The sequence below is a fragment of the Spiroplasma melliferum KC3 genome (assembly GCF_000236085.2).
Lineage (GTDB): Bacteria > Bacillota_I > Bacilli_A > Mycoplasmatales > Mycoplasmataceae > Spiroplasma > Spiroplasma melliferum.
Window position 1 is genome coordinate 439,412 of the sequence record NZ_AGBZ02000001.1, and the last position, 21,087, is coordinate 460,498.

Here is a 21,087-nt window from a genome sequence, read left to right on the forward strand (position 1 = left end):
ATGAAAAATTCAATGACAATTATCACAATATTCCTTTTATAATTTGCCATTTTTATTCATTTCACTTTCTAAATGTTCTGCGATATGTTGATAAAAACTCATTTCTTTTCGAATAATATTAACGGATTCATGATGAATTTCATATTCATTTAATTGAATTAAAGTAGCTTGCATAGTTTTAATTTTCATTTTAATTTCATCTAATAAATCTTGCATATTTTACTCCTCTAAACTTTCTATTTTTTCTTTGAATTCAGATTTTATAACATAAGCACCTTCTGTTCCAATAATTAATGATTTCCCTTGAATATATACGAAAATCACTTTTCTTTAATTGATTTTGTTTTAATTTTTCGAATTAATTCATCTCTTAATACGAATTTCACTTGATATAGTATTTTCTAAAAAAGTTATATGATTATCTTTTTCAACAAGTTTATTTTCATAAAAACTTTTTACTTTTTCTAAAATTTGTTCACGATCACTTTCAGAAAATATTTCATCCACTTCATGATGATTTAATCGTTCTTGATATTCTTTTAACATTTCATAAGTTGCTTTTAAAACATCTGGTGCCATTTTATTAGGCCACTTTGCAAAATCTTGACCACAAATCGAAATTACTTGTTCGATACTATCTATAATTTTTTTCATATAAATACTCCTTAACATTTACTGTAACAAACATTGTTATATCTAATGCTTAAATAATGTATATGTATTGTAATAAACACTGTTAATAACATTGTTAAATATATAAAATCAAAAATTAAGGCACACTGAAAATAACTACTTAGTTTTAACTAATAGCTATTAAAATATAAAATTATACGTTTATAATTAAGTTGATATTTTTACACTATATACTGCCTACAAGTTTTTGAAAAAAGAAATACTTTTTACAACATTATTTCTATTAAATACTACTAAAAAAATATTTCATAATAGACTCAATATTATGAACAATAAACAATATAAATGTAACTACTATTGGCGATATAGTCATATTTATTTCCACAACAGGATTTTTCATCTTGTTAACATTATCAATAATAACCAAAATAATTAAATTTATTTAAAAATAAATTTGTAGACAGTGTATAGTGCAAAAATAAACAACAAAATTATTTATTCAATTCACATAAAAGCTAGTGTGCCATAGCTAAGATATATGATCGATTATAATAAATATTAAAATCCTTTAACCATAACACGGAAAAAGTTTAATATTTTAATAATTACTCAAATTCCAAATGGAATTAAAATAATTCAAGCATCACCTAAAAAAGTCATTAATTGTGGTAACACAGCATAAACAGCATCTTTAACTTTCATCATCGCATTACCCAATCCAGTTCAAATAGAATCCATTCCTCCTGAAATAGTAGGAGTATCTGCAGCTAGAAAATTAACAGCTGTTGTTAAATACATACCTAACATTATTCTTTATCCTCCTTATTTTTAATTTCTTTTTTATCTTTTTTCTTTCCTTGAATTTGACGAATTTTTTGATAAATCGATAAACCAATTCAAGCAAGAATTCCTAAAATAATAACAATACTAAATATTCATGTTAACCATACTGGCATAACTTAATTCCTCCTAGAAATTTAGCTTGCGCGGCACGCTTCGCGTGTTCGCTACGCTCAAAATAAACAATATTGAATAAATCACCGCTAATAAATTACGCGGATAATTTATTCATTTTCTTTTACATTATTAGTTACTATCTTATTAACAGTATTAATAACATTATCTTTTCCATACTTAGTTACTAAGGACCGCAAAATAAAATAATGTTTTCTTTCCATTAAAAAAATCAACTCCTTTCAAAGTTGATTTTTTTCTGCTTCATATTACAATTTACATTTTAAATAAAAAATCTTAAAGTTCTTAATTAAGAACTTTAAGATTTAAGATAATTCTATTTTTTGGCATTTTCTGCTAATTCAATTTCCTTTTGTAATTCAAAAGCCCGTAAATTTTTTTCCAAATATTCTTTATTTGTGGGTAATTCTAAGTTAATTTTTGAAAAATAGCATATCTCAACAGTACCTGAATCTAATTGGAAATCAAAAACATGACCCCCAGTATTTTTTTCAATATTAATAAAATGACAATGGAAACCATTAACTCCCAATGTATTGGCAAAAGATGGGGTTCAAAAACCAACAATATCACCATTAATATTTTTAACATTAAGAATTACTTGCTGTTCTGATGCTTTTACTAAGGTTGGATATGGTTTTTCTTGTCACGAAACAGTTCTTGTTTTTATTTCTGAAAATAAACCATTAATTTTAATCCCATAAAATAAATTTAAACTTGGTAAATTTTCAACAATAATTTTTTGAATTTCTTCATAACTAGTTGGTTGTGAGATATTAATTTTTTGATGTTCTTCAAAAAATGCCATAACAGCAAATGGACTTGTCATATTCGCCGTAACTTTATTAACTGTTCCATCTGATTTTAATTGATACCCCTCACCATCTAGAACAATTAATTCACCATCCAAATGGTCAAAAGTTCCTAATCCAAAATTACCTTGCTTTAATAACGCTTCAAACTTAATCATACCGTCAAAATTTCCAGCGGCTAAACTTGTTATTGTTGAAAATTGATAAACATTACTAAATTTTTGAACCATAACTAATAAAACTCCTTCTTCTAATAAACTTTATATTTAAATTGTTTATTAACATTATTTAAACATAAAGTTAAAGAAAAAAACATTTCATTCTTGAAATGTTTTTTATGCCTTACCTTTGCATCCAAATCATGATGTTAATTCATCAAATGTTGTTTTAATTGCTTCATATCCAGGTTTTAATAATTTTCGTGGGTCAAACCCTTTTCCATTTTCTGGTTTGTCTTTTCCCTCTTCAATATATTTTCTTGTGGCAACAGCAAAAGCAATTTGTAATTCAGTATTAACATTTATTTTACTAATTCCTAATGAAATCGCCTTTTTAACTTGTTCTTGTGGAATTCCACTACCACCGTGTAAAACCATTCCAATTTTTGCAGCAGCTTGAATATCTTCTAAAGCTTGAAAATTTAAACCTGGTCATCCTGTTGGATAAGGACCATGAATATTTCCAATTCCTGCAGCAAGGAAATCAATTCCTGTTGCTACCATTTCTGCAGCTTCTTTTGGATCACCAATTTCACCAGCACCAACTACACCATCTTCTTCTCCACCAATTGTGCCAATTTCAACTTCAACTGATACAGCATTTGTTTTTGCATATGCTACTACTTCTTTTGTATTTTTTAAATTTTCAGCAAATGGATGGTGACTACCATCATACATTACTGAGGAAAAACCAGCATCAATTGCCATTTTACAACTTTCTACTGATTGACCATGATCTAAATGTAATGCTACTGGAACCGTAATGTCTAATGAGTCTAATAACGCATTAACCATTGCAACAACTAAATTATAACCTCCCATATATTTAATTGCTCCTTCTGAAGCTCCTAAAATAATTGGTGTTTTTGTTGCTTGTGCAGCTTCTAATAAAGCTTTTGTTCATTCTAGGTTATTAATATTAAAATGACCAACAGCATATTTATTTTGATGTGCTTTTTTAATTAGTTCACTAGCATTAACTAATCTAGCATGATATTTTTGTCCCATAATTCTTTTTCCCTTCTAATATAAAATATTACGTTAATATTATAAACTTTTTATTTTAAAAAATAGTATAAAACAAAGGAATTTATTAATATTTGTCTAATTTACCAAAATTTACCAAAAAGAAAGAAAAAAAATAGAATTTTTAGAATTCTTGTTCCCTTTTTTAAAAATCCCGTGTTATAAATAAAGTACTATATGGCAACATATAGTAAACAAACAGAGCTTATCATTACCTGATGGATGGGCCTCCTAAAAGGTAATACCCAAAGATAGGTATCCGTTAGTAAATAGTTTTTTCATAGTTTTTTCTAAAGGGCATTTCTACTCAAGAGATGCCTTTTTATTTTAATTTTTGGCAATAATTACAAAAATAAGTTCCACGTCCATTAATAAAAATTTTATCAATTAATTGATGGCAATTAAGGCATTCCATTTTATTTCGCCCATGTACTTTTAATTGTTGTAAAAATTTACCATCCATCCCTGGTTCAGGATGGTAAGTTGCAATTGTTGTCCCTCCTTCATCAATAGCTTTTTGCAAAACTAGTTTTGTATTCTCAATAATATTTTGATAATCTTGATCAACTAAATTTTTTGTTCTTTCACCAGGATGAATTTTAGAGGCAAATAAAATTTCATTGGCATAAATATTCCCAATTCCAACAATAACATTTTGTTCCAATAATGTTGTTTTAATTGGCTGCGATTTATTTTGTCAAGCATTCTTCAAATATGAAACTGTAATCTTTTCATCAAATGGTTCATATCCTAACTTATTCAATGGTGCTTGTTGTAAATAATCATTTTTACTATATAAATGCATTGTTCCAAATTTCCTTGTATCATGATATCGCAATTGAAATTGATGATCAAGTTCAAATAAAACCATAATATGTTGTCATTCGCCAGGTTCATCTTTTGATGTAAAATAATATTTGCCTTCCATTCGTAAATGACTAATTAAAACATAATCATCCAATATAAATAATAAATGTTTTCCCATTCGATCAATTCGATTAATTTTTTGTTTAACAATCTCTTTTATAAATTCCTTTGAATCAAGAGGATATTTTATTATTTTATTTCAAAAAATTTGACAATCAGTAATTGTTTTTCCAACAACATGTTTTGTTAAAATACAACGAACCGTTTCAACTTCTGGTAATTCTGGCATATTGTTCCTTCTTTCTTAATTAATAATTTAATTTTATTTTTATATCTAATAAAAATCAAGATGCTAATAAGTAATCAAAATTATAAAAAATAATATAATTTAATCTTATTTTAAATCATATCAGCTTAAACCAGTTTTCATATCAACTATTAACTTTACATCTAATTTAGTAGAATCTTCCATTAATGTTTTAACAATTTTTTGCACTTGAATTAATTCAACTTGCGGAATTTCAAAAATTAATTCATCATGAATTTGTGCAATAATTTTTGCTTTTAAATTTAATTTTAAAAACTCTTGGTCAATATTTTTTAAAGCAATTTTAATAATATCTGCCGCACTACCTTGAATTGGCATATTCATTGCAATTCGCTTTCCAAATTCACGTTGCATATAATTCCGATCATTAATTTCTGGAACATAACGTTTTCGATTAAAAATTGTTGTAACATAGCCATTTTGTTTACAAAACTCAACTTGTTTATCAATAAAAGCCTTAATTGTTGGAAATTGCTGATAATAATTATTGATTATTGCTTTTGCTTTTGCAACAGAAATATTTAAATCAGTTGCTAAACCAAAGTCACTAATTCCATAAATAATACCAAAATTAACAGCTTTTGCACTACGACGAATATTTGGAGTAATTTCATCTTTTGATAAATTAAAAATTTTCATTGCAGTATTAGTATGAATATCTTCATTATTATTAAAAGCAGCAATTAAATCTTGGTCTTTTGACATATGTGCCAAAATTCGTAATTCAATTTGTGAATAATCACAAGATAATAAAATATTATCTGGTGATGAAACAACAAAAATTTTTCGTACCTCTTTTTGGATATCATCACGAATACTAATATTTTGCATATTAGGTTCCACAGATGAAAGTCTGCCAGTATTTGTTAAGGTTTGTTTATAAATTGTATGAACTTTCCCATCAGCAAAAATATATTTTTCCATCCCTTTTAAATAAGTTGAATATAATTTTTGATATTTTCGATAATCTAAGATCTTTGGAATAATTACATGGTTATTTTTTATTTCTTCTAAAGTTTCTTGTGCTGTTGATCCTTTTTTCCGATCAGGTAAGGAAAAATCTTGAAATAATAATTCTGAAATTTGTTTTGGAGAATTAGGATTAATTTCTTTTTGTGCAATATCATTAATTTCATTATTTAATTCTTGAACAATTTTTTCAATTCGTAAGGTTTGTGTTGTTAATTCATATTGGTCAACTTTAACACCATTAATTTCCATTCGTGCTAATGCAAAAGCAGTTGGTAACTCAATATTATGATACAAATCATATTGTTGATTAGTTTTTAATAACTCAATAATTTTTGGTCTTAATTTATGAATATATGCTGCTTTTTCGCCAATAAAGTGACCTAATTTAATTACATCAGCAGGAATTTGTTTTTTAACCCCTTTTCCATAAAATAATTCATCAGTTAAAATTTGTTTTTTCTCAAATAAATTAATATAAGTATCTAAACTATTTTTTGCATTTGAATTATAAACATAACCAGCCAACATCATATCATACTCAATATTTTGAACAAAAATATTATCACGAGCTAGAGCAACAATTAAACTTTTTGCATGATAAGTTAACTTTTGATATTTATTATCATTTAAAAATTGATGTCATAGTTTATCATGCTTTGCATGAATATAATCAAAATAAAAAACGCCTTTGGAATTAACAATTCCAAATCCAATAATTTCCGAAGTATGATAATTTTCATCTAATAGTTCTAAATACACAGTAGTATTGTTTTCATTAAATTCAGAACGTCATTCTTCAATAATTTTTACTTTTATATTTGAGTTTTGGATATCATTATCTTGATTATTAAATAGTTTTGTTACAAATGAATTCATATTATATTTTAAATAAAATTGCATTAATGTTTCCTGATTTGGTGAAAATGGAGTGAAAGTAAAATGCTCTAAATTAATATCACAAAAAATAGTAGCTATTTTTTTGCACAATAATGCACTTTCTTTATGATTCAATAAATTTTGTTGTAAAGCACCCTTAATATGTTCAATATTATCATATAAATTTTCAATTGAATGATATTCCTTAATTAATTTTATTGCTGTTTTTTCGCCAACTTTTGGAACACCCTTTAAATTATCGGAAGGGTCACCCATTAGCCCTTTTAAATCAGGAACTTGTAATGGTTTAATTCCCCATTTTGCTATTAAAGCAGCTTCATCAATAACATCAGCACTATCGCCTTGACGTGGCACTAAAATATTTGTTTTATTAGTAATTAGTTGGTATAAATCCTTATCACTGGAAAAAATATCAACATAAAAATCTTCTTTTTCAGCCAACATTGCTAAACATCCTAATAGATCATCAGCCTCATATCCTTCTTGCTCTAAATATGGAATTTGATAACTATCTAAAAATTCCTTTACAATTGGAAATTGTACAATTAATTCATTTGGTGTTTTGCTCCGACCATCTTTGTAGTCAACTAATAAATCATGACGAAAATTCTTTTTTCCTTTATCAAAAGCAACAACAACACTATAGTAGTTATTTGCTTTTAATATTTTATTTAACATATTGGCAAATGCATAAACAGCATTTGTTGGTGTTCCATCCAAACTTTTTAACATCTCGCCATTATAAGCTGTGGCATAAAATGCTCTAAAAAGCAAAGAATTTCCATCAATTAACAATACTTTTTTCATTTTACAATCTCCTCATTTATGTCCAATTATAGCCTAATTTAATTTTAAAATATACTTTAAAACTTAAATTATCAAACCAAAAAAGCACCACCACTACCAGAAAGCATTACATTTGAATACTCTTTCTTTAATGTAAGATAAAATTGCTTTAATTTTGGATTAATTTTGAAAGCGGGCTGTTGTAACATATTAAAATAAAGATTATTAATTATTTTTTTTGTTTTATAGTATTGATAATTATGGTCAAATTCTTGATAAACATCTTTTGTAATTGATGAAATTTTTGAATCAATAATTTTAAGATTTGAAATTTGATAGTTATTAATTTGATGGGTTGTTAAATACTTAATTTTATGGCCATAACCTGAGACTATTGCTGGCTTTTCTAAATAAAAAAATAAGGCATCAGAACTAAGATTTTGAATTAACTTTTTAATTTTTCAAGAATAATAATTAATATTAAAAAATTGACAAATAAGTTTAATCATTGCAACAGCATTACTAGCAGAATAACCAAGACCTGAACCAATAGTTGTATTTTTAATTAAATTAATATGAACTGGAATTGATTTAAACTTCGGGAACATAACAATAAATTTATGATAAGCTTCCAAAATAGTATTATTATTTGAATCTAGTTCTTTTTTATTGCAAGTAAAAATTGTTTGTTGACCTTGATAAGGCAATAACTCAACAAAATCATATTCTTCCTTATAAGGAAAAATAATACTTTTAATACGGTGCATTTTTTTAAATTTATGTTTATGAAAAACTTCTAAGGTTAAATTAAACTTACCATATGATCTAATTTTCATTCTTATAGTTCTCCCTTAATTTGTTTAATTTCATTATATAAAAGATAAAAATCATTTAAACTTAAATTTTCTGAACGTAAATTTAATGCATAATTTAATTTTAATAAGATATCTTCTGCTAAAGTTTTATTATTAACAATAATTGCTAAGTTATTTAAAATTGTTTTTCGCTTTGTTGCAAACATCATTCGAATAAACTTAATAAATTCTTTATCATTTATTAGCGCAGGATATTTTTTATTTAATTTAAATTTTAAAACAATACTATCAACTTTTGGTACTGGAACAAAATTATTACGGCCAACTAAAGAAACTTTTTCAATATCACTATAAAATTGACAAACAACAGAAAGACTATTATAATTTTTTGAATTTGGCTGCGCCATAATTCGTTCACCAACCTCTTTTTGCATCATTAAAATAATTTCTTTTACTTTTGGGTTCTTTATTTTTAATAATTTAAAGATAATCGGTGAAGTAATATAATAAGGAATATTGGAAATAATACTAATTGGATTATTATCTAAAAATTCTGTTAAAAATAATTTTTCTAAATCAAGGGTTAAAATATCTGCTTGAATAATAGTTAAATTCTGATCTTTAAATTTTAATGTTAAGTATTCCACTAAAGTTGAATCAATTTCAACACAAACAAGTTTATTTGCTTTTAATAAAATAGAACTTGTCAAAGCCCCCATTCCTGGACCAATTTCTAAAATATTTGTGTTTGGTAAATCAAATGCGCTATCAACAATTAAATTAATAAAATGAGTATTTGTTAAAAAGTTTTGTCCTTTGCTTTTTTTAGCAACTATCCCTTCGGTGCGCATTTCTTGGTTTTGTTTCTTCATTATTTCTCCTTTAAAATATCAATTAAATCTTGCTTTTTAACATTCATATAATTTAGTCATTTAAATGTTGTTTTATTATTAGTTGGCATTAAGTTATAATACTTAATAATTTTTTCACGCTTTAATTTTGAATCAACTAAATTAATATAATCACTTCATAATAAATTATCAACTGGCTGGTTTGAAAAACTAATTAAATTATTAATACTGTTTTTAATCGCAATTTCAGATGCTTCAGCGACGCCAACTTTTTTACCCTTAATTGCATCATTCTTACTTATAAAAGCATGAAGGCAGTTATTTTCCAAATAATCACTAATAATTTGGCGTAATTTTTGCCCAGGATAATCAGGATCAGTAAAAATAATTATTTTATTGTTTAAACTAATTTTTTTAATCAATGCTAACTTTTCTTTTGTAATTCCACTACCACTGGTTTCAATTGTTTTAATGTCAGGAAAAATACTTTTTAACTTTGTTGAATCGGTCTTACCTTCAACAATAATAAATACTCCCATTTTATCCTTCACTCCCCGATAAACACCTTTTTCATTTACTTATCATGATTTTATAGTATAATTATACTAGACTGTTATATTAAAATAATCATAAATTTTAAATATAGGAGTAGGAGGCAAAAAGAAATATGGCTAATTATAAATTTGGAAAAGACTACTCGTTTTTAGCATTAGACTTAGGTACAGCTAATACGGTAGCCTATGTATCAGGTCAGGGAATTGTTTACAATGAACCTTCAATGATGGCATATGACACTTTAAGCAACTCATTAATTGCCTTAGGAAATGAAGCATACAAAATGGTTGGAAAAACGCATGATCATATCAGAATGGTAACACCTCTTGTTGATGGAGTTATCTCAGATATGGAAGCAGCCCAAGATTTACTAAAGCACATTTTTAGTAGATTAAAATTATCAGGAATTTGAAAAAATTCACTAGTAATATTAGCATGCCCAAGCGGAGTTACCGAATTAGAACGTGGTGCTTTAAAAGCTATTGCAAAAGATATGGGAGCAAGTCACGTTTTAGTAGAAGAAGAAGTTAAACTAGCAGCATTAGGAGCTGGCATTAACATTGGTCTAGCTCAAGGAAATTTAGTAATTGATATTGGTGGAGGAACAACAGATATTGCAATTATTTCAGCTGGTGATATCGTAATTTCAAAATCAGTTAAAGTTGCTGGAAAACAGTTAGATCAAGAAATTCAAAAATATATTCGTGCTGAATACAATGTGCTAGTTGGAATTAGAACTGCTGAACAAATTAAAAAAGAAATTGGTGCATTAGTTAAAATAATTAATGAAAAACCAGTTCGTGCCTTTGGCCGTGATATTATTACAGGATTACCACGAGAAGTATTAATTAAACCTGAAGAAATTAAAAACGTTTTATTAGCCCCTTTTTCAAGAATTACAGACTTATTGGTAGAAGTGTTAGAACAAACACCACCAGAATTAGCTGGTGATGTTATTAGAAATGGAATTACCATCTGTGGTGGAGGCGCTTTAATTCGTGGAATTGTAAAATATTTTGAGTCAATTTTCCAATTAAAAGTAAAAGCTGCAAATGATCCATTAATGTGTGTAATTGATGGTGCTAAAACTTACGAAAAAAATTTAGGTGCTGTAATTGAAAGAATTCAGTTACTTGATGCAAATGAATACAAAATTTCATAAAAAAGTATATTTTTAAAATATACTTTTTTATTTTTTAAGACATTAATACCATAAAAAATAATTAAAATTTTAAAAAAAGAAAAAAGAAACTTGAAATCATCATTTTTAATTGCAAATTATACCAGATTTTATATAATAAAATTACTTGATATTGAATGTTTTATAACAAATAAAGGGTTTAATATTAAAGAAAATTATTATGTTATTATTATTGCTATGTTTTTTAACGAAGCAATAAACGGAAGGAGACATTTTAAAGATGGCAATATCAGACGTATTGAAAAATTCATTTAACATTTCGCCAAAAGCACCCCGGAAATTCATTGCTATCGATTTAGGAACTACTAATTCGATTGCTTATGTTGCTGGGAGAGGCATTATTTTTAATGAAGCATCAGTAATGGCATATGAAATCGGAACTAAGAAACTAATAGCATTAGGTAATGATGCTAAAAAGTTAATTGGAAAAACACACGATAAAATTGAAATTTACTCACCATTACGTAATGGAGCAGTTACAAACTTAACTATTGCAGAAGAATTTATTCAACAAATAGGAAAAAAAGCAAAGGTAGCTGATTTATGAAAAAATGCTATTGTTTTAATTGCATGTCCCAAAAATGTTACAGACTTAGAAAAACAAGCAATAATCAAAATGTGTAAAAATATCGGTGCTGACTTTGTAAAAATTGAGGAAGATTCATTAATGGCTGCCTTGGGAGCCGGTGAAAATATTTTTGCACCAAAAGGAACTTTTATTTTAGACATTGGTGGTGGAAAATCAAGTTGTGCTATTATCTCAGCTGGTGGAATTGTTGAAAGTAAATCAATTAAAACTGCTGGAAATTATATTGATGAAGAAATCTTAAAATATATTCGGGCAAAACATACCATTTCAATTGGTGTTGTTACTGCTGAACAAATTAAAAAACAAATTGGTTCATTATACAAAACAAAAGAAAATAAAAAAATGATTATTTTCGGCCGTGATGTTGTAACAGGAATGCCAAAAGAAGCAGAGATTTTAGATTCAGAGATTAGAAAATTATTAATAAGTATTTTTTCATCAATTACACAATTGATAACCGAAGTTTTAGAAAAAACTCCGGCTGAATTAGCTGGTGATGCTGTTGCTAATGGAATTTTAGTTACTGGAGGATGTGGCCAAATTGCAGGAATTAAAGAATTTTTATCAGATTATTTCCAAATTCCCGTTCGTGTAGCTAAAAACGCTGAAACATCTGTTATTGATGGATGTATTGCTTACGAGAAAAAAATTAGAACCGACTTAATTGAAGAAAACAAAAAAAATAGATAAGTTTAAAACTACTTATCTATTTTTTTATTATTAATTTTTAGAAAAATGATAAAATTATATTATATAAGGTGAGGCAATAATGAAAAAAGTATTATCATTTTTAACAGCACTAACTTTTATAACACCAGTAGTTAATTCAGTTGTGAGTTGTTCAACAATTGATGTACGAATTCGCCAAGCTTTGGCAAATTGAACTTATACATCAAAAACTGATCAACCAATTTTTGGGACAGTTTTTAGTTCTGACAAAACAATTAATGAGCCATATTTTTCATATTGATTTATTCAGCAAATTTTAACTTCGTCTGGTTACATTAATATTGATAAACCATGAAATCAATTACTAAACAATAGCGGTATTGCCTGGCCTTATCCCAGTTCAACAAATATTGAAGAAATTTATAGTGATTGATTTAATTCTACCATTACCAGTATTGAAGAAGGTAAAATTAATATTTCTGATTTAAAAACTTTCTTTGTTTATATGACAATTTATAATCCAATTATAATTTTATCTGATACACAAATTTTTAAATATGAATATAAGCGTGACCAATCAGCAATTGAAATTAAATACCAATATAAAACGCCAACTGATATTAGTACTTATATCACAAAGTTAGTTAAAAAATATCTAACTTTTTTGAAAGAAACAGTTGAAGTTAAATATTTAAAATTAACTAAATATTTTTTAACAATTGATGAAGCAAAACAACGAATCGAAAATTTAGTCAATAGTTTAATTAGGATTTTAACAATTATGTCACCCACTTTTGTAATTCCTTTAAGCATTAATACAAACCGGTACTAAACTTAATTATGGAATAATTTTTAGGAAAGATTAGGATTTATGTTATAATTATTTTGTATTGTATTCTCTATTTGAAAATAAATATAGAGACTTGCAATTCATTTTATTGATTAATCAAATATATTAATCTAACTAATTAATTTAACAAGAAACAGGAGGACAAAATTACATGGCTTTATTTAATAGTGCAAAAAAACCGGCTTTCGTTTCTATGGATTTAGGAACTGCTAATACATTAGTATATGTTTCAGGTTCAGGAATCGTTTATAATGAGCCTTCAATTGTTGCTTACAGAATTAAAGAAAACAGAATTATTGCTGTAGGAGCCGAAGCTTACAAAATGATTGGAAAAGGAAATAAGTCAATTCGTATTGTTAGACCAATGGTTGACGGAGTTATTACAGATATTCGTGCAACAGAAGCACAATTAAGATATATCTTTACAAAATTACGTATTACAAAACAATTAAAACATTCAATTATGTTATTGGCTTGTCCATCAGTAATTACTGAATTAGAAAAAGCTGCTTTGAAAAAAATTGCTATGAACTTAGGAGCATCGAAAGTTTTTGTAGAAGAAGAAGTTAAAATGGCTGCATTAGGTGGTGGGGTTGATATTTACAAACCTGCTGGAAACCTAGTCATTGATATGGGGGGAGGAACAACAGATATTGCTGTTATGGCCTCAGGAGATATCGTATTATCAAAATCAGTTAAAGTTGCTGGAAACTACTTAAATGATGAAGCACAAAAATTCATTCGTTCACAATACGGTCTAGAAATTGGATCAAAAACTGCTGAACAAATTAAAATTGAAATTGGGTCATTATCAAAATACCCTGATGAAAGAAGAATGAAAGTTTATGGACGTGATGTTGTTTCAGGGTTACCAAGAGAAATTGAAGTAACACCTGAAGAAATCAGAGAAGTATTAAAAGTACCAGTGTCAAGAATTATTGACCTAACAGTTCAAGTGTTAGAAGAAACACCACCAGAATTAGCTGGTGATATCTTCAGAAATGGAATTACCATCTGTGGGGGAGGAGCTTTAATCAAAGGAATTGATCGTTACTTTACAGATACATTACAATTACCATCAAAAATTGGAGAACAACCATTATTAGCTGTTATTAATGGAACTAAAAAATTCGAATCAGACATCTTTGATATCTTAAGATTAGAATCAATGCATGTAAAAGAATTAAATTACTAGAATAATCATTAATTGATTATAATAGTTATTAAATTGTTAAGGAGGACAAAAACGTGAGACCAGAAACTAGACCATTTATTTCTCTTGACTTAGGAACTGCTAATGTTTTAGCATATGTTTCAGGACAAGGTGTAGTCTACAATGAACCATCATTAATGGCTTATAACAATAAAACTAATAGTTTAATTGCTTTAGGGAAAGCTGCCTATGATATGGTAGGAAAAACACACGGAGATATTAGAATGGTAACACCATTAGTAGATGGAGTTATCGCAGATATGGAAGCTGCACAAGATTTATTAAAACATATCTTTTCAAGAATGAAAATGATGAACATTTGAAAGAATGCTATTGTATTATTAGCATGTCCAAGTGGAGTTACTGAACTTGAAAGAGAAGCATTAAAAAATGTTGCTAAAGAAATGGGTGCTGAATTAGTTATCATTGAAGAAGAGGCTAAAATGGCCGCTTTAGGAGCAGGAATTAATATTGAATTACCTCAAGGTCATTTAATCATTGATATCGGTGGAGGAACAACTGATTTAGCTATTATTTCATCAAGTGATATTGTTGTTTCAAGATCAATTAAAGTTGCCGGAAATCACTTTGATGATGATATTCGTAAATACATTCGTTCAGAATATAACATTGCAATTGGGCAAAAAACAGCCGAAGATGTTAAAAAATTCATTGGTTCATTAGTTAAATACCATAACGAAAGATCAATGCAAATCTACGGACGTGATATTGTTTCAGGATTACCAAAAGAAGCAAAAATCTCTTCAGAAGAAATTAGAAATGTTTTACTAAATGCCTTTTCTAAAATTACAGATTTAGTAATTGAATTATTAGAAAATACACCACCAGAATTAGCTGGTGATATTATGAGAAATGGAATTACAGTTTGTGGGGGAGGAGCTTTAATTAGAAATATTGACAAATATTTCTTTGATATTTTCCAATTACCAACTAAAATAGCTTCAGATCCATTAAATTGTGTTATCGAAGGAACAAAAATCTTTGAAAAAACAATTAAGAAAAACATTGAAAATGGTTTGTATAATTTTCAAGAAAAAGGATTATTATCAACATTAGGTAAAAAAAGAAAATAAATTGAAGCAAAAAAAATATTAGGTTAACCTAATATTTTTTTATTGTAATTTTCAAACTTGAAATTAAAAATTAATCAAGATTAAATAATTTGCGTGCATTTTTATTAGTAATACGAATCATTTCTTCAACCGGCATATTCTTTAATTCTGCTAATTTTTTAACTGTATACATAATAAATTTAGGATAATTCTTTTTTCCACGGTATGGATCAGGAGTTAAATATGGTGCATCAGTTTCCACTAAAATCTTATTTAATGGTACCATTTTAGCAACTTCACGTAATTGTTCGGCACTTTTAAAAGTAATATTACCAGCAAATGAAAGATAAAATCCTAAATCTAAAAATTTTTGAGCCATTTCAATTGTCCCATTATAACAATGCATTAAACCTTGTGTTACTTTTTGTTGTTTTAATATTTCATAACAATCTTCATAAGCATCACGGCAATGAATCGCAAGTGGAAGATTATGTTGTTTTGCTAATTCAATTTGTTTAATAAATCAATGCTTTTGTAAATCTGGAGAAACAGTTTTATGAAAATAATCTAATCCAATTTCACCAACAGCAATTACTTTATCACTATTTAATAATTGATCTAATTTCTCTAAATCTGAAAAACCATACTTAGCAACATCAGTTGGATGAAAGCCAATTGTTGCAAAAACATTATCATACTGCATTGCATGACGAACTGCTGCTTGGCTAGAAGCTAAATCATAACCAACATTATTAAGCCAAGACACGCCACTAATTTTGGCATCAGCAATAATGGCTGATGTTTCTTCATTTTCATATTCATGTGACATTAAATGACAATGTGTGTCAAAAATTCCTTGCATATTTTCCTCCTATTTTCCTAGGCAATACTTACTAAAAATTGTTGTTAATAAGTCTTCTTCATAGTTTTCACCTAGAATATCACCCAATATTTCTCAAGCCTCATGTAAGTCGACATTAATAATATCAACCGGAAATCCACTCGTACTATTATTATATGCATTTTTTATTGAATTTGCTACCTTCTCTAATAAAGAAATTTGTTTTATATTTGATAAAACTAGTTGATCATCTTTTGTAATTTGTGCCGTTTTATATAAATTTAAAATTTTATCAATAAGAGACTTGATATCTCGCTTTAATGCTGAAATCAAAAGAATATTTTGCTGTAAATTTTTCTTTTGTGTTTGCATATTAAGTAAATCGGTTTTATTTAACACTAACAAATATTCTTTATTTTTAATCAGTTCTTTAAGCTCCGGATTTAAATTAATTAAATCAGCATAATTATCAGCGACAATTAAAATTAAATCAGCATTAATAACTTGTTGACGTGCTTTATCAATTCCAATTTGCTCAATTTTATCAACTGTCTCACGTAAACCAGCTGTATCAATAATATTTAGGGTTAATGGTCCTAAATTAATCTTCCCTTCAACAATATCTCTTGTTGTTCCTGGCAAGTCAGAAACAATAGCTTTATCTTCGTTCATTAATGCATTTAATAATGATGACTTTCCAACATTTGGTTTTCCTAAAATTAAGACATTAATACCATCATCGATCATTTTCCCAACTTTACTAATTTTAACTAAATCATTAATTTTTTGTTCTAAAATTAATAAACGCTGATTTAATTCTTGTGTAGTTAAATCACCAACACCATCATATTCAGGGTAATCAATATTTACTTCAATATTTGCAATAATATCTAACAGTTCATCACGATAAGTACTAATTAAATAAGTATTTTTATTTTGTAAATTATTTAAAGCTATTTTTGCACTAGTGTCATTTGTTGCATTAACTAAGTTATTAATAGCATCTGTTTGAATTAAATTAAGTTTTCCATTTAAAAATGCTCGTTGCGAAAATTCACCTTTATTTGCTAAACGTGCACCATTTTTTAGTAATAACTTAATAATATTATTTGTAACTAATACACCACCATGACAATTAATTTCAATAATGTCTTCTCCCGTAAAAGAATTAGGTTTTTGAAAACAAACTAAAATAACTTGGTCAATAATCTCTTTACCATCTCGTAAATAACCATAGTAAATTTGATTCCCCTCTTGAATAATTTTTTTTGAAAAAACTTTATTAATAATTTTATAACTATCTACCCCAGACATGCGAATAATTGCAATTGCTTGTTTTACCATTGCAGTTGCTGGGGCAATTATTGTATCTTCAATCATTTTATAAAACTCCTCTTTTATTAATTCATTATATTATATCAAACTATAAATTATAAATTCAAGTGTTACAATTAATTTATTTATAAAAGCCACTTTTTAATAGCTTAACTTATATTTAAATCATTAATAATATCATAGATAATTATCTTGATTTTAGTGCTAATTTAACATAAAAAATACCCTAATATAAAAATGTGAATATTTAATCAAATTTAAATAATAATGAATGACTATCTATTTTATTTCCAATACTTTAGTATTATTCTCTTTTAAATCTAATTTAGTTACTATTGTATTTAACAAAATTTATAATTTTAATTTTTTTATTTCCACAATGTTTATTGATTTTTGAAAAATTAAAAGGGAATTATTTTGTAATTCCCCTAACTTTAAGTAAATTATTACACTACCGAATTCTTTTCTTAAAGCGAAAATAGAATCAAATTATTCCAATTATTATTCCAATAATTGGAATAATAATAACTGGTAACAATCATCTTAAATATTTTTTATCTCCCCATGTTGGTATTTCTGGATTTGTCGGATTAGTTGGATTAGGGTTTGGTTCAATCGGATCAACAGGGTTGGTCGGATTCGTTGGGTCAGGATCAGGTTTGTCCCCATTAATATAATTTTCAAGAACAAATTCGGTTTTTCCTTCCGCTAAATCGCTTGCATCATTAGCATATACTACTATGGTTATTTTTTTAGACCTTTCTAAATTATTTAAGAAATCTGAAAATATTTCATCATTAAAATAACCAGGAACATTATTATGATTTTCATCAGTTGGCGGAATATCGTTAATTGAAATTCCATAGTCTTTATTAAAAACTAAATCTGTATAACCAGATTTTTTTAATCCAAGATTAATATATTTTATAATTCAATTTTTCATTTCCTCAATTGAAAAACCAGCAAAGTTAAATTTTTGATTATTAAATTTAATTTTTGACAAATCTTTTACTTTTTCTGGATCATAATTTCGTGAATTCTTAATACTTCCATTAGCTTCACCAATTAGTATAGAGGAAAATTGCTTTGTTTTAATTATAATATCAAGATATTTTGGTTCTGTTAGATTATCTAACAATGGTTTTAAAGCATCAGCATTACTACTAATATCAATTCCCTCTTTTGTTACCACATAATAATCAATACCTAATTTTGCCCCGCTTGCTTTTTGATTAATATAATTTTGAGCATAAGCTAAAACTAAGGAACGGATTTTATTTACATCAATTTCGTTCATTTTAATTGCGGGAAAATTACCAGAAATATCAACAAAATCAGCTGGATTTGGATCTGGCGGAATACGCTGAGCAATTATATCAGAAGTATATTCTTTTCAATAACTAGCAACTTGTTCAAAATTTAATTTACTAATCTTAGTTAAATCAAGTTTTTTATAATCAATTAAATAATTTTTTAAATGAATACCATGAATAGTTGTTCAAAAATCAACCGCAATGTTATTATTACCTAAAATATCTAAAAAACGAGGATATTTATCTTGGTATTTTGCACCAATTAATACATATTTTTCATATGCTAAATTATCATTGGTTTTTGTAATATAATGTCAAAAACCTTCTCAAGATCAATACTTATTAACTGAATCAGGTTTTATTTTAGTTAATTGCTCACGTTCTGTTGGATTAGAAGGACTAATTAAATTACTGTTAACCCCTTCTCGTCAAACCTCACTAACTTCTGCTGGGTTAAATAGCTGCTGAACTCCCATTCCAACAACTGAACCTTCTGCTAAAAATCCTAAGTCATAATCTCCAGGATTTCTTTTAGGGTCAATAACTTCTCCATATTTATTTAAAGGATCTAACGGAAAAGGATATTTAGATTTTTTCTTTACTCATAATATTTGAGTTTTTGTACCAGTCTCTGGATTAACTTCTGGATCATATTTTGGATTAGGTTTACCATCAATTGAAGGTACAATTAAATCATTTTGATTAGGATTTTTAGCTGGATCTCAGGCATATCATTTAGGTAATAAAGTTGGAACTAAATTAGAAATTTTATATTTTATTCGATATTTTGCTTTATTTGTTTCATCATCATGATTAACAACAATATCATAAATATTTGTGGCCTCTTTGCCTTCCATAACGCGTTGGTCCTTCATATTATAAACAAATTTGTTATTAATAACCTCAACAGGTTGACCATTTACTGTCATTCATTCAGATGAATCATTAAGTCCATCAAATTGTAAATGTGCAGTTGTATGAAATTCTAAAGTACCACCATAAGTATCACTTACTTTATCAGGTTCTAATTGTATTGGTTTATCAGGAACCATACCTTGGGTAGAATCATTTGGATTAACAATTTGTCCAGGGAAAATATTTAATCTGCCTCTTAGTGACTTCCCTCAATAATTTTCTGATAATTTTATATTAACCGGCGTTTCAAAAGTTCATATTTCTTGATTTCCAGTAGTAGAATTCCTGAATTTAAAAACAGTTGTTGCTTTACGTGTACTATTATTAAATGAAAATGGTTGAATATATGGTTTTCATTTCGAATATTCATTTCCTAATACATTTTTTATAGTTGTAGTTAATAATGTTGTTAAATCATTTCCTTTTCCAGTTGGATCATTTATATTTTTTTTGTCTTCCAAACTACCTGAATAATCAGATGTTAAACTAATTTCTTTATTTAGAGCATAATTTAAATTATTTTTTACATTTTGCAAAGAAAATGATGAATGGAATGTAATTCCTTTATAATTAAGCGAGGCTTCAGCTCCTCGAGTTTCGCCGATACCTCCCTTTTGTGTTTGTGCAACTAAAGATAAAAATACATATATATACGTTGAATCATGCCACAAATAGTAACCAGCATAAGCTGAATTACTACCATAATTTTCATAATGTGCATTAGCATTTGATAAAAACTTATTATAATTATATCTCCCAATACCACTATCCATTCGGTTTGATGAAATCACTGATGTATTAAATGTTCTATCTGTTAAAGTACTCGAATTATATCTTGAATTAGCTGAAGCATATATGCCAATCGTAAAACTAGAATAATTTTTTTTAAAAGTATTTCAATCATCAGCATATTGTCTTCAATTAAATGAAATTGTTTTTGAGCTAGGATGTGGCTCACAAGTCCCTCCATCTCAACAAACCCGTTGTGAATCATATCAAGTTTGTTTATCTTTAAAAGTTGGATATGTTGGATCAATATTATTATTGTATTGACTATTAGAAATATTGTTTAAATAATTTTTGTTTAAATTTATTGCCTTTGATGAAAAAATAGTTGAACCTAAAATTGATAACAACAATATATTTATTCAAGTCTTCATTTTTAATTATTCCTAATTTTTAATACTAGTATCTACTAAGTAAAAGTCATACACTATGTTAATAATAATATAATAACTTAACTAATAAGTCAAATTTTTTTATAAATTTCACTAATATTTTAGATTTGGTTTAAACACCCATCTAAATTCTCCATTATTATGTAAATAAAATGAGTGATTACTTGTTTTATTT

At 26.9% G+C, this 21,087-nt stretch carries 19 protein-coding genes; 5 read left to right on the top strand and 14 right to left on the bottom strand.

Going from position 1 to position 21,087, the window contains the following annotated elements; all coding sequences use genetic code 4:
* Window positions 1-36: 36 nt before the first annotated feature.
* The 11 genes from SPM_RS02185 to rnmV form a co-directional block, all read right to left on the bottom strand.
* A complete protein-coding gene (locus SPM_RS02185; protein WP_004027869.1) occupies window positions 37-216 on the bottom strand; it encodes a hypothetical protein in 180 nt (59 codons plus the stop codon).
* Window positions 217-345: 129 nt separating this feature from the next.
* The gene (locus tag SPM_RS02190; RefSeq protein WP_004028000.1) at window positions 346-654 is read right to left on the bottom strand and encodes a hypothetical protein; all 309 of its coding nucleotides are present in this window, start codon (window positions 652-654) and stop codon (window positions 346-348) included.
* Between the two features lie 537 nt (window positions 655-1,191).
* On the bottom strand, window positions 1,192-1,440 hold the full coding sequence (locus SPM_RS02195; protein ID WP_004027867.1) for a hypothetical protein: 249 nt from the start codon (window positions 1,438-1,440) through the stop codon (window positions 1,192-1,194).
* Complete coding sequence (locus tag SPM_RS06385) at window positions 1,440-1,589, bottom strand: hypothetical protein (RefSeq protein ID WP_004027866.1); 150 nt, start codon at window positions 1,587-1,589, stop codon at window positions 1,440-1,442. Before SPM_RS06385 ends, SPM_RS02195 begins: the two co-directional genes overlap by 1 nt.
* 335 nt (window positions 1,590-1,924) lie before the next feature.
* Window positions 1,925-2,650, bottom strand: coding sequence for an acetolactate decarboxylase (gene budA / locus SPM_RS02200; protein WP_004028001.1), 726 nt, complete (start codon window positions 2,648-2,650; stop codon window positions 1,925-1,927).
* Window positions 2,651-2,755: 105 nt separating this feature from the next.
* Entirely contained in the window at window positions 2,756-3,646 is an 891-nt protein-coding gene (fba, locus tag SPM_RS02205; protein ID WP_004028002.1) for a class II fructose-1,6-bisphosphate aldolase, read from the bottom strand.
* Window positions 3,647-3,986: 340 nt separating this feature from the next.
* Window positions 3,987-4,820, bottom strand: coding sequence for a DNA-formamidopyrimidine glycosylase (gene mutM / locus SPM_RS02210; protein ID WP_004028003.1), 834 nt, complete (start codon window positions 4,818-4,820; stop codon window positions 3,987-3,989).
* A 105-nt stretch (window positions 4,821-4,925) separates the two neighbouring features.
* The gene (polA, locus tag SPM_RS02215) at window positions 4,926-7,535 is read right to left on the bottom strand and encodes a DNA polymerase I (protein ID WP_004028004.1); all 2,610 of its coding nucleotides are present in this window, start codon (window positions 7,533-7,535) and stop codon (window positions 4,926-4,928) included.
* A 68-nt stretch (window positions 7,536-7,603) separates the two neighbouring features.
* Window positions 7,604-8,350: a GHMP family kinase ATP-binding protein gene (locus SPM_RS02220; protein ID WP_004028005.1), complete on the bottom strand. Its 747-nt coding sequence runs from the start codon at window positions 8,348-8,350 to the stop codon at window positions 7,604-7,606.
* A 2-nt stretch (window positions 8,351-8,352) separates the two neighbouring features.
* Window positions 8,353-9,201 carry a 16S rRNA (adenine(1518)-N(6)/adenine(1519)-N(6))-dimethyltransferase RsmA gene (rsmA, locus tag SPM_RS02225; protein WP_004028006.1) on the bottom strand — a complete coding sequence of 283 codons (849 nt, stop codon included), beginning with the start codon at window positions 9,199-9,201 and terminating at the stop codon, window positions 8,353-8,355.
* Window positions 9,201-9,719: a ribonuclease M5 gene (gene rnmV / locus SPM_RS02230; protein ID WP_004028007.1), complete on the bottom strand. Its 519-nt coding sequence runs from the start codon at window positions 9,717-9,719 to the stop codon at window positions 9,201-9,203. Before rnmV ends, rsmA begins: the two co-directional genes overlap by 1 nt.
* A gap of 128 nt (window positions 9,720-9,847) precedes the next feature.
* Here rnmV and mreB (SPM_RS02235) point away from each other — a divergent pair, with 128 nt between their 5' ends.
* The 5 genes from mreB (SPM_RS02235) (at window position 9,848) to mreB (SPM_RS02255) (ending at window position 15,351) form a co-directional block, all read left to right on the top strand.
* The gene (gene mreB / locus SPM_RS02235; RefSeq protein WP_004028008.1) at window positions 9,848-10,897 is read left to right on the top strand and encodes a rod shape-determining protein; all 1,050 of its coding nucleotides are present in this window, start codon (window positions 9,848-9,850) and stop codon (window positions 10,895-10,897) included.
* Between the two features lie 259 nt (window positions 10,898-11,156).
* Entirely contained in the window at window positions 11,157-12,215 is a 1,059-nt protein-coding gene (locus SPM_RS02240; protein WP_004028009.1) for a rod shape-determining protein, read from the top strand.
* A 79-nt stretch (window positions 12,216-12,294) separates the two neighbouring features.
* Complete coding sequence (locus SPM_RS02245) at window positions 12,295-13,026, top strand: lipoprotein (protein WP_004028010.1); 732 nt, start codon at window positions 12,295-12,297, stop codon at window positions 13,024-13,026.
* Window positions 13,027-13,195: 169 nt separating this feature from the next.
* The gene (gene mreB, locus SPM_RS02250) at window positions 13,196-14,239 is read left to right on the top strand and encodes a rod shape-determining protein (RefSeq protein ID WP_004028011.1); all 1,044 of its coding nucleotides are present in this window, start codon (window positions 13,196-13,198) and stop codon (window positions 14,237-14,239) included.
* 53 nt (window positions 14,240-14,292) lie between these two features.
* Window positions 14,293-15,351, top strand: a complete 1,059-nt coding sequence (gene mreB, locus SPM_RS02255) for a rod shape-determining protein (RefSeq protein ID WP_004028012.1) — start codon at window positions 14,293-14,295, stop codon at window positions 15,349-15,351.
* A gap of 70 nt (window positions 15,352-15,421) precedes the next feature.
* Here the strand turns inward: mreB (SPM_RS02255) and SPM_RS02260 are convergent, their stop codons facing one another.
* The 3 genes from SPM_RS02260 to SPM_RS02270 all read right to left on the bottom strand — a co-directional run bounded on the left by SPM_RS02260 (window position 15,422) and on the right by SPM_RS02270 (window position 20,894).
* Entirely contained in the window at window positions 15,422-16,192 is a 771-nt protein-coding gene (locus SPM_RS02260) for a TatD family hydrolase (RefSeq protein ID WP_004028013.1), read from the bottom strand.
* A 9-nt stretch (window positions 16,193-16,201) separates the two neighbouring features.
* Complete coding sequence (mnmE, locus tag SPM_RS02265) at window positions 16,202-17,551, bottom strand: tRNA uridine-5-carboxymethylaminomethyl(34) synthesis GTPase MnmE (protein WP_004028014.1); 1,350 nt, start codon at window positions 17,549-17,551, stop codon at window positions 16,202-16,204.
* A 406-nt stretch (window positions 17,552-17,957) separates the two neighbouring features.
* Entirely contained in the window at window positions 17,958-20,894 is a 2,937-nt protein-coding gene (locus SPM_RS02270; RefSeq protein ID WP_004028015.1) for an Mbov_0399 family ICE element protein, read from the bottom strand.
* Window positions 20,895-21,087 lie beyond the last annotated feature (193 nt).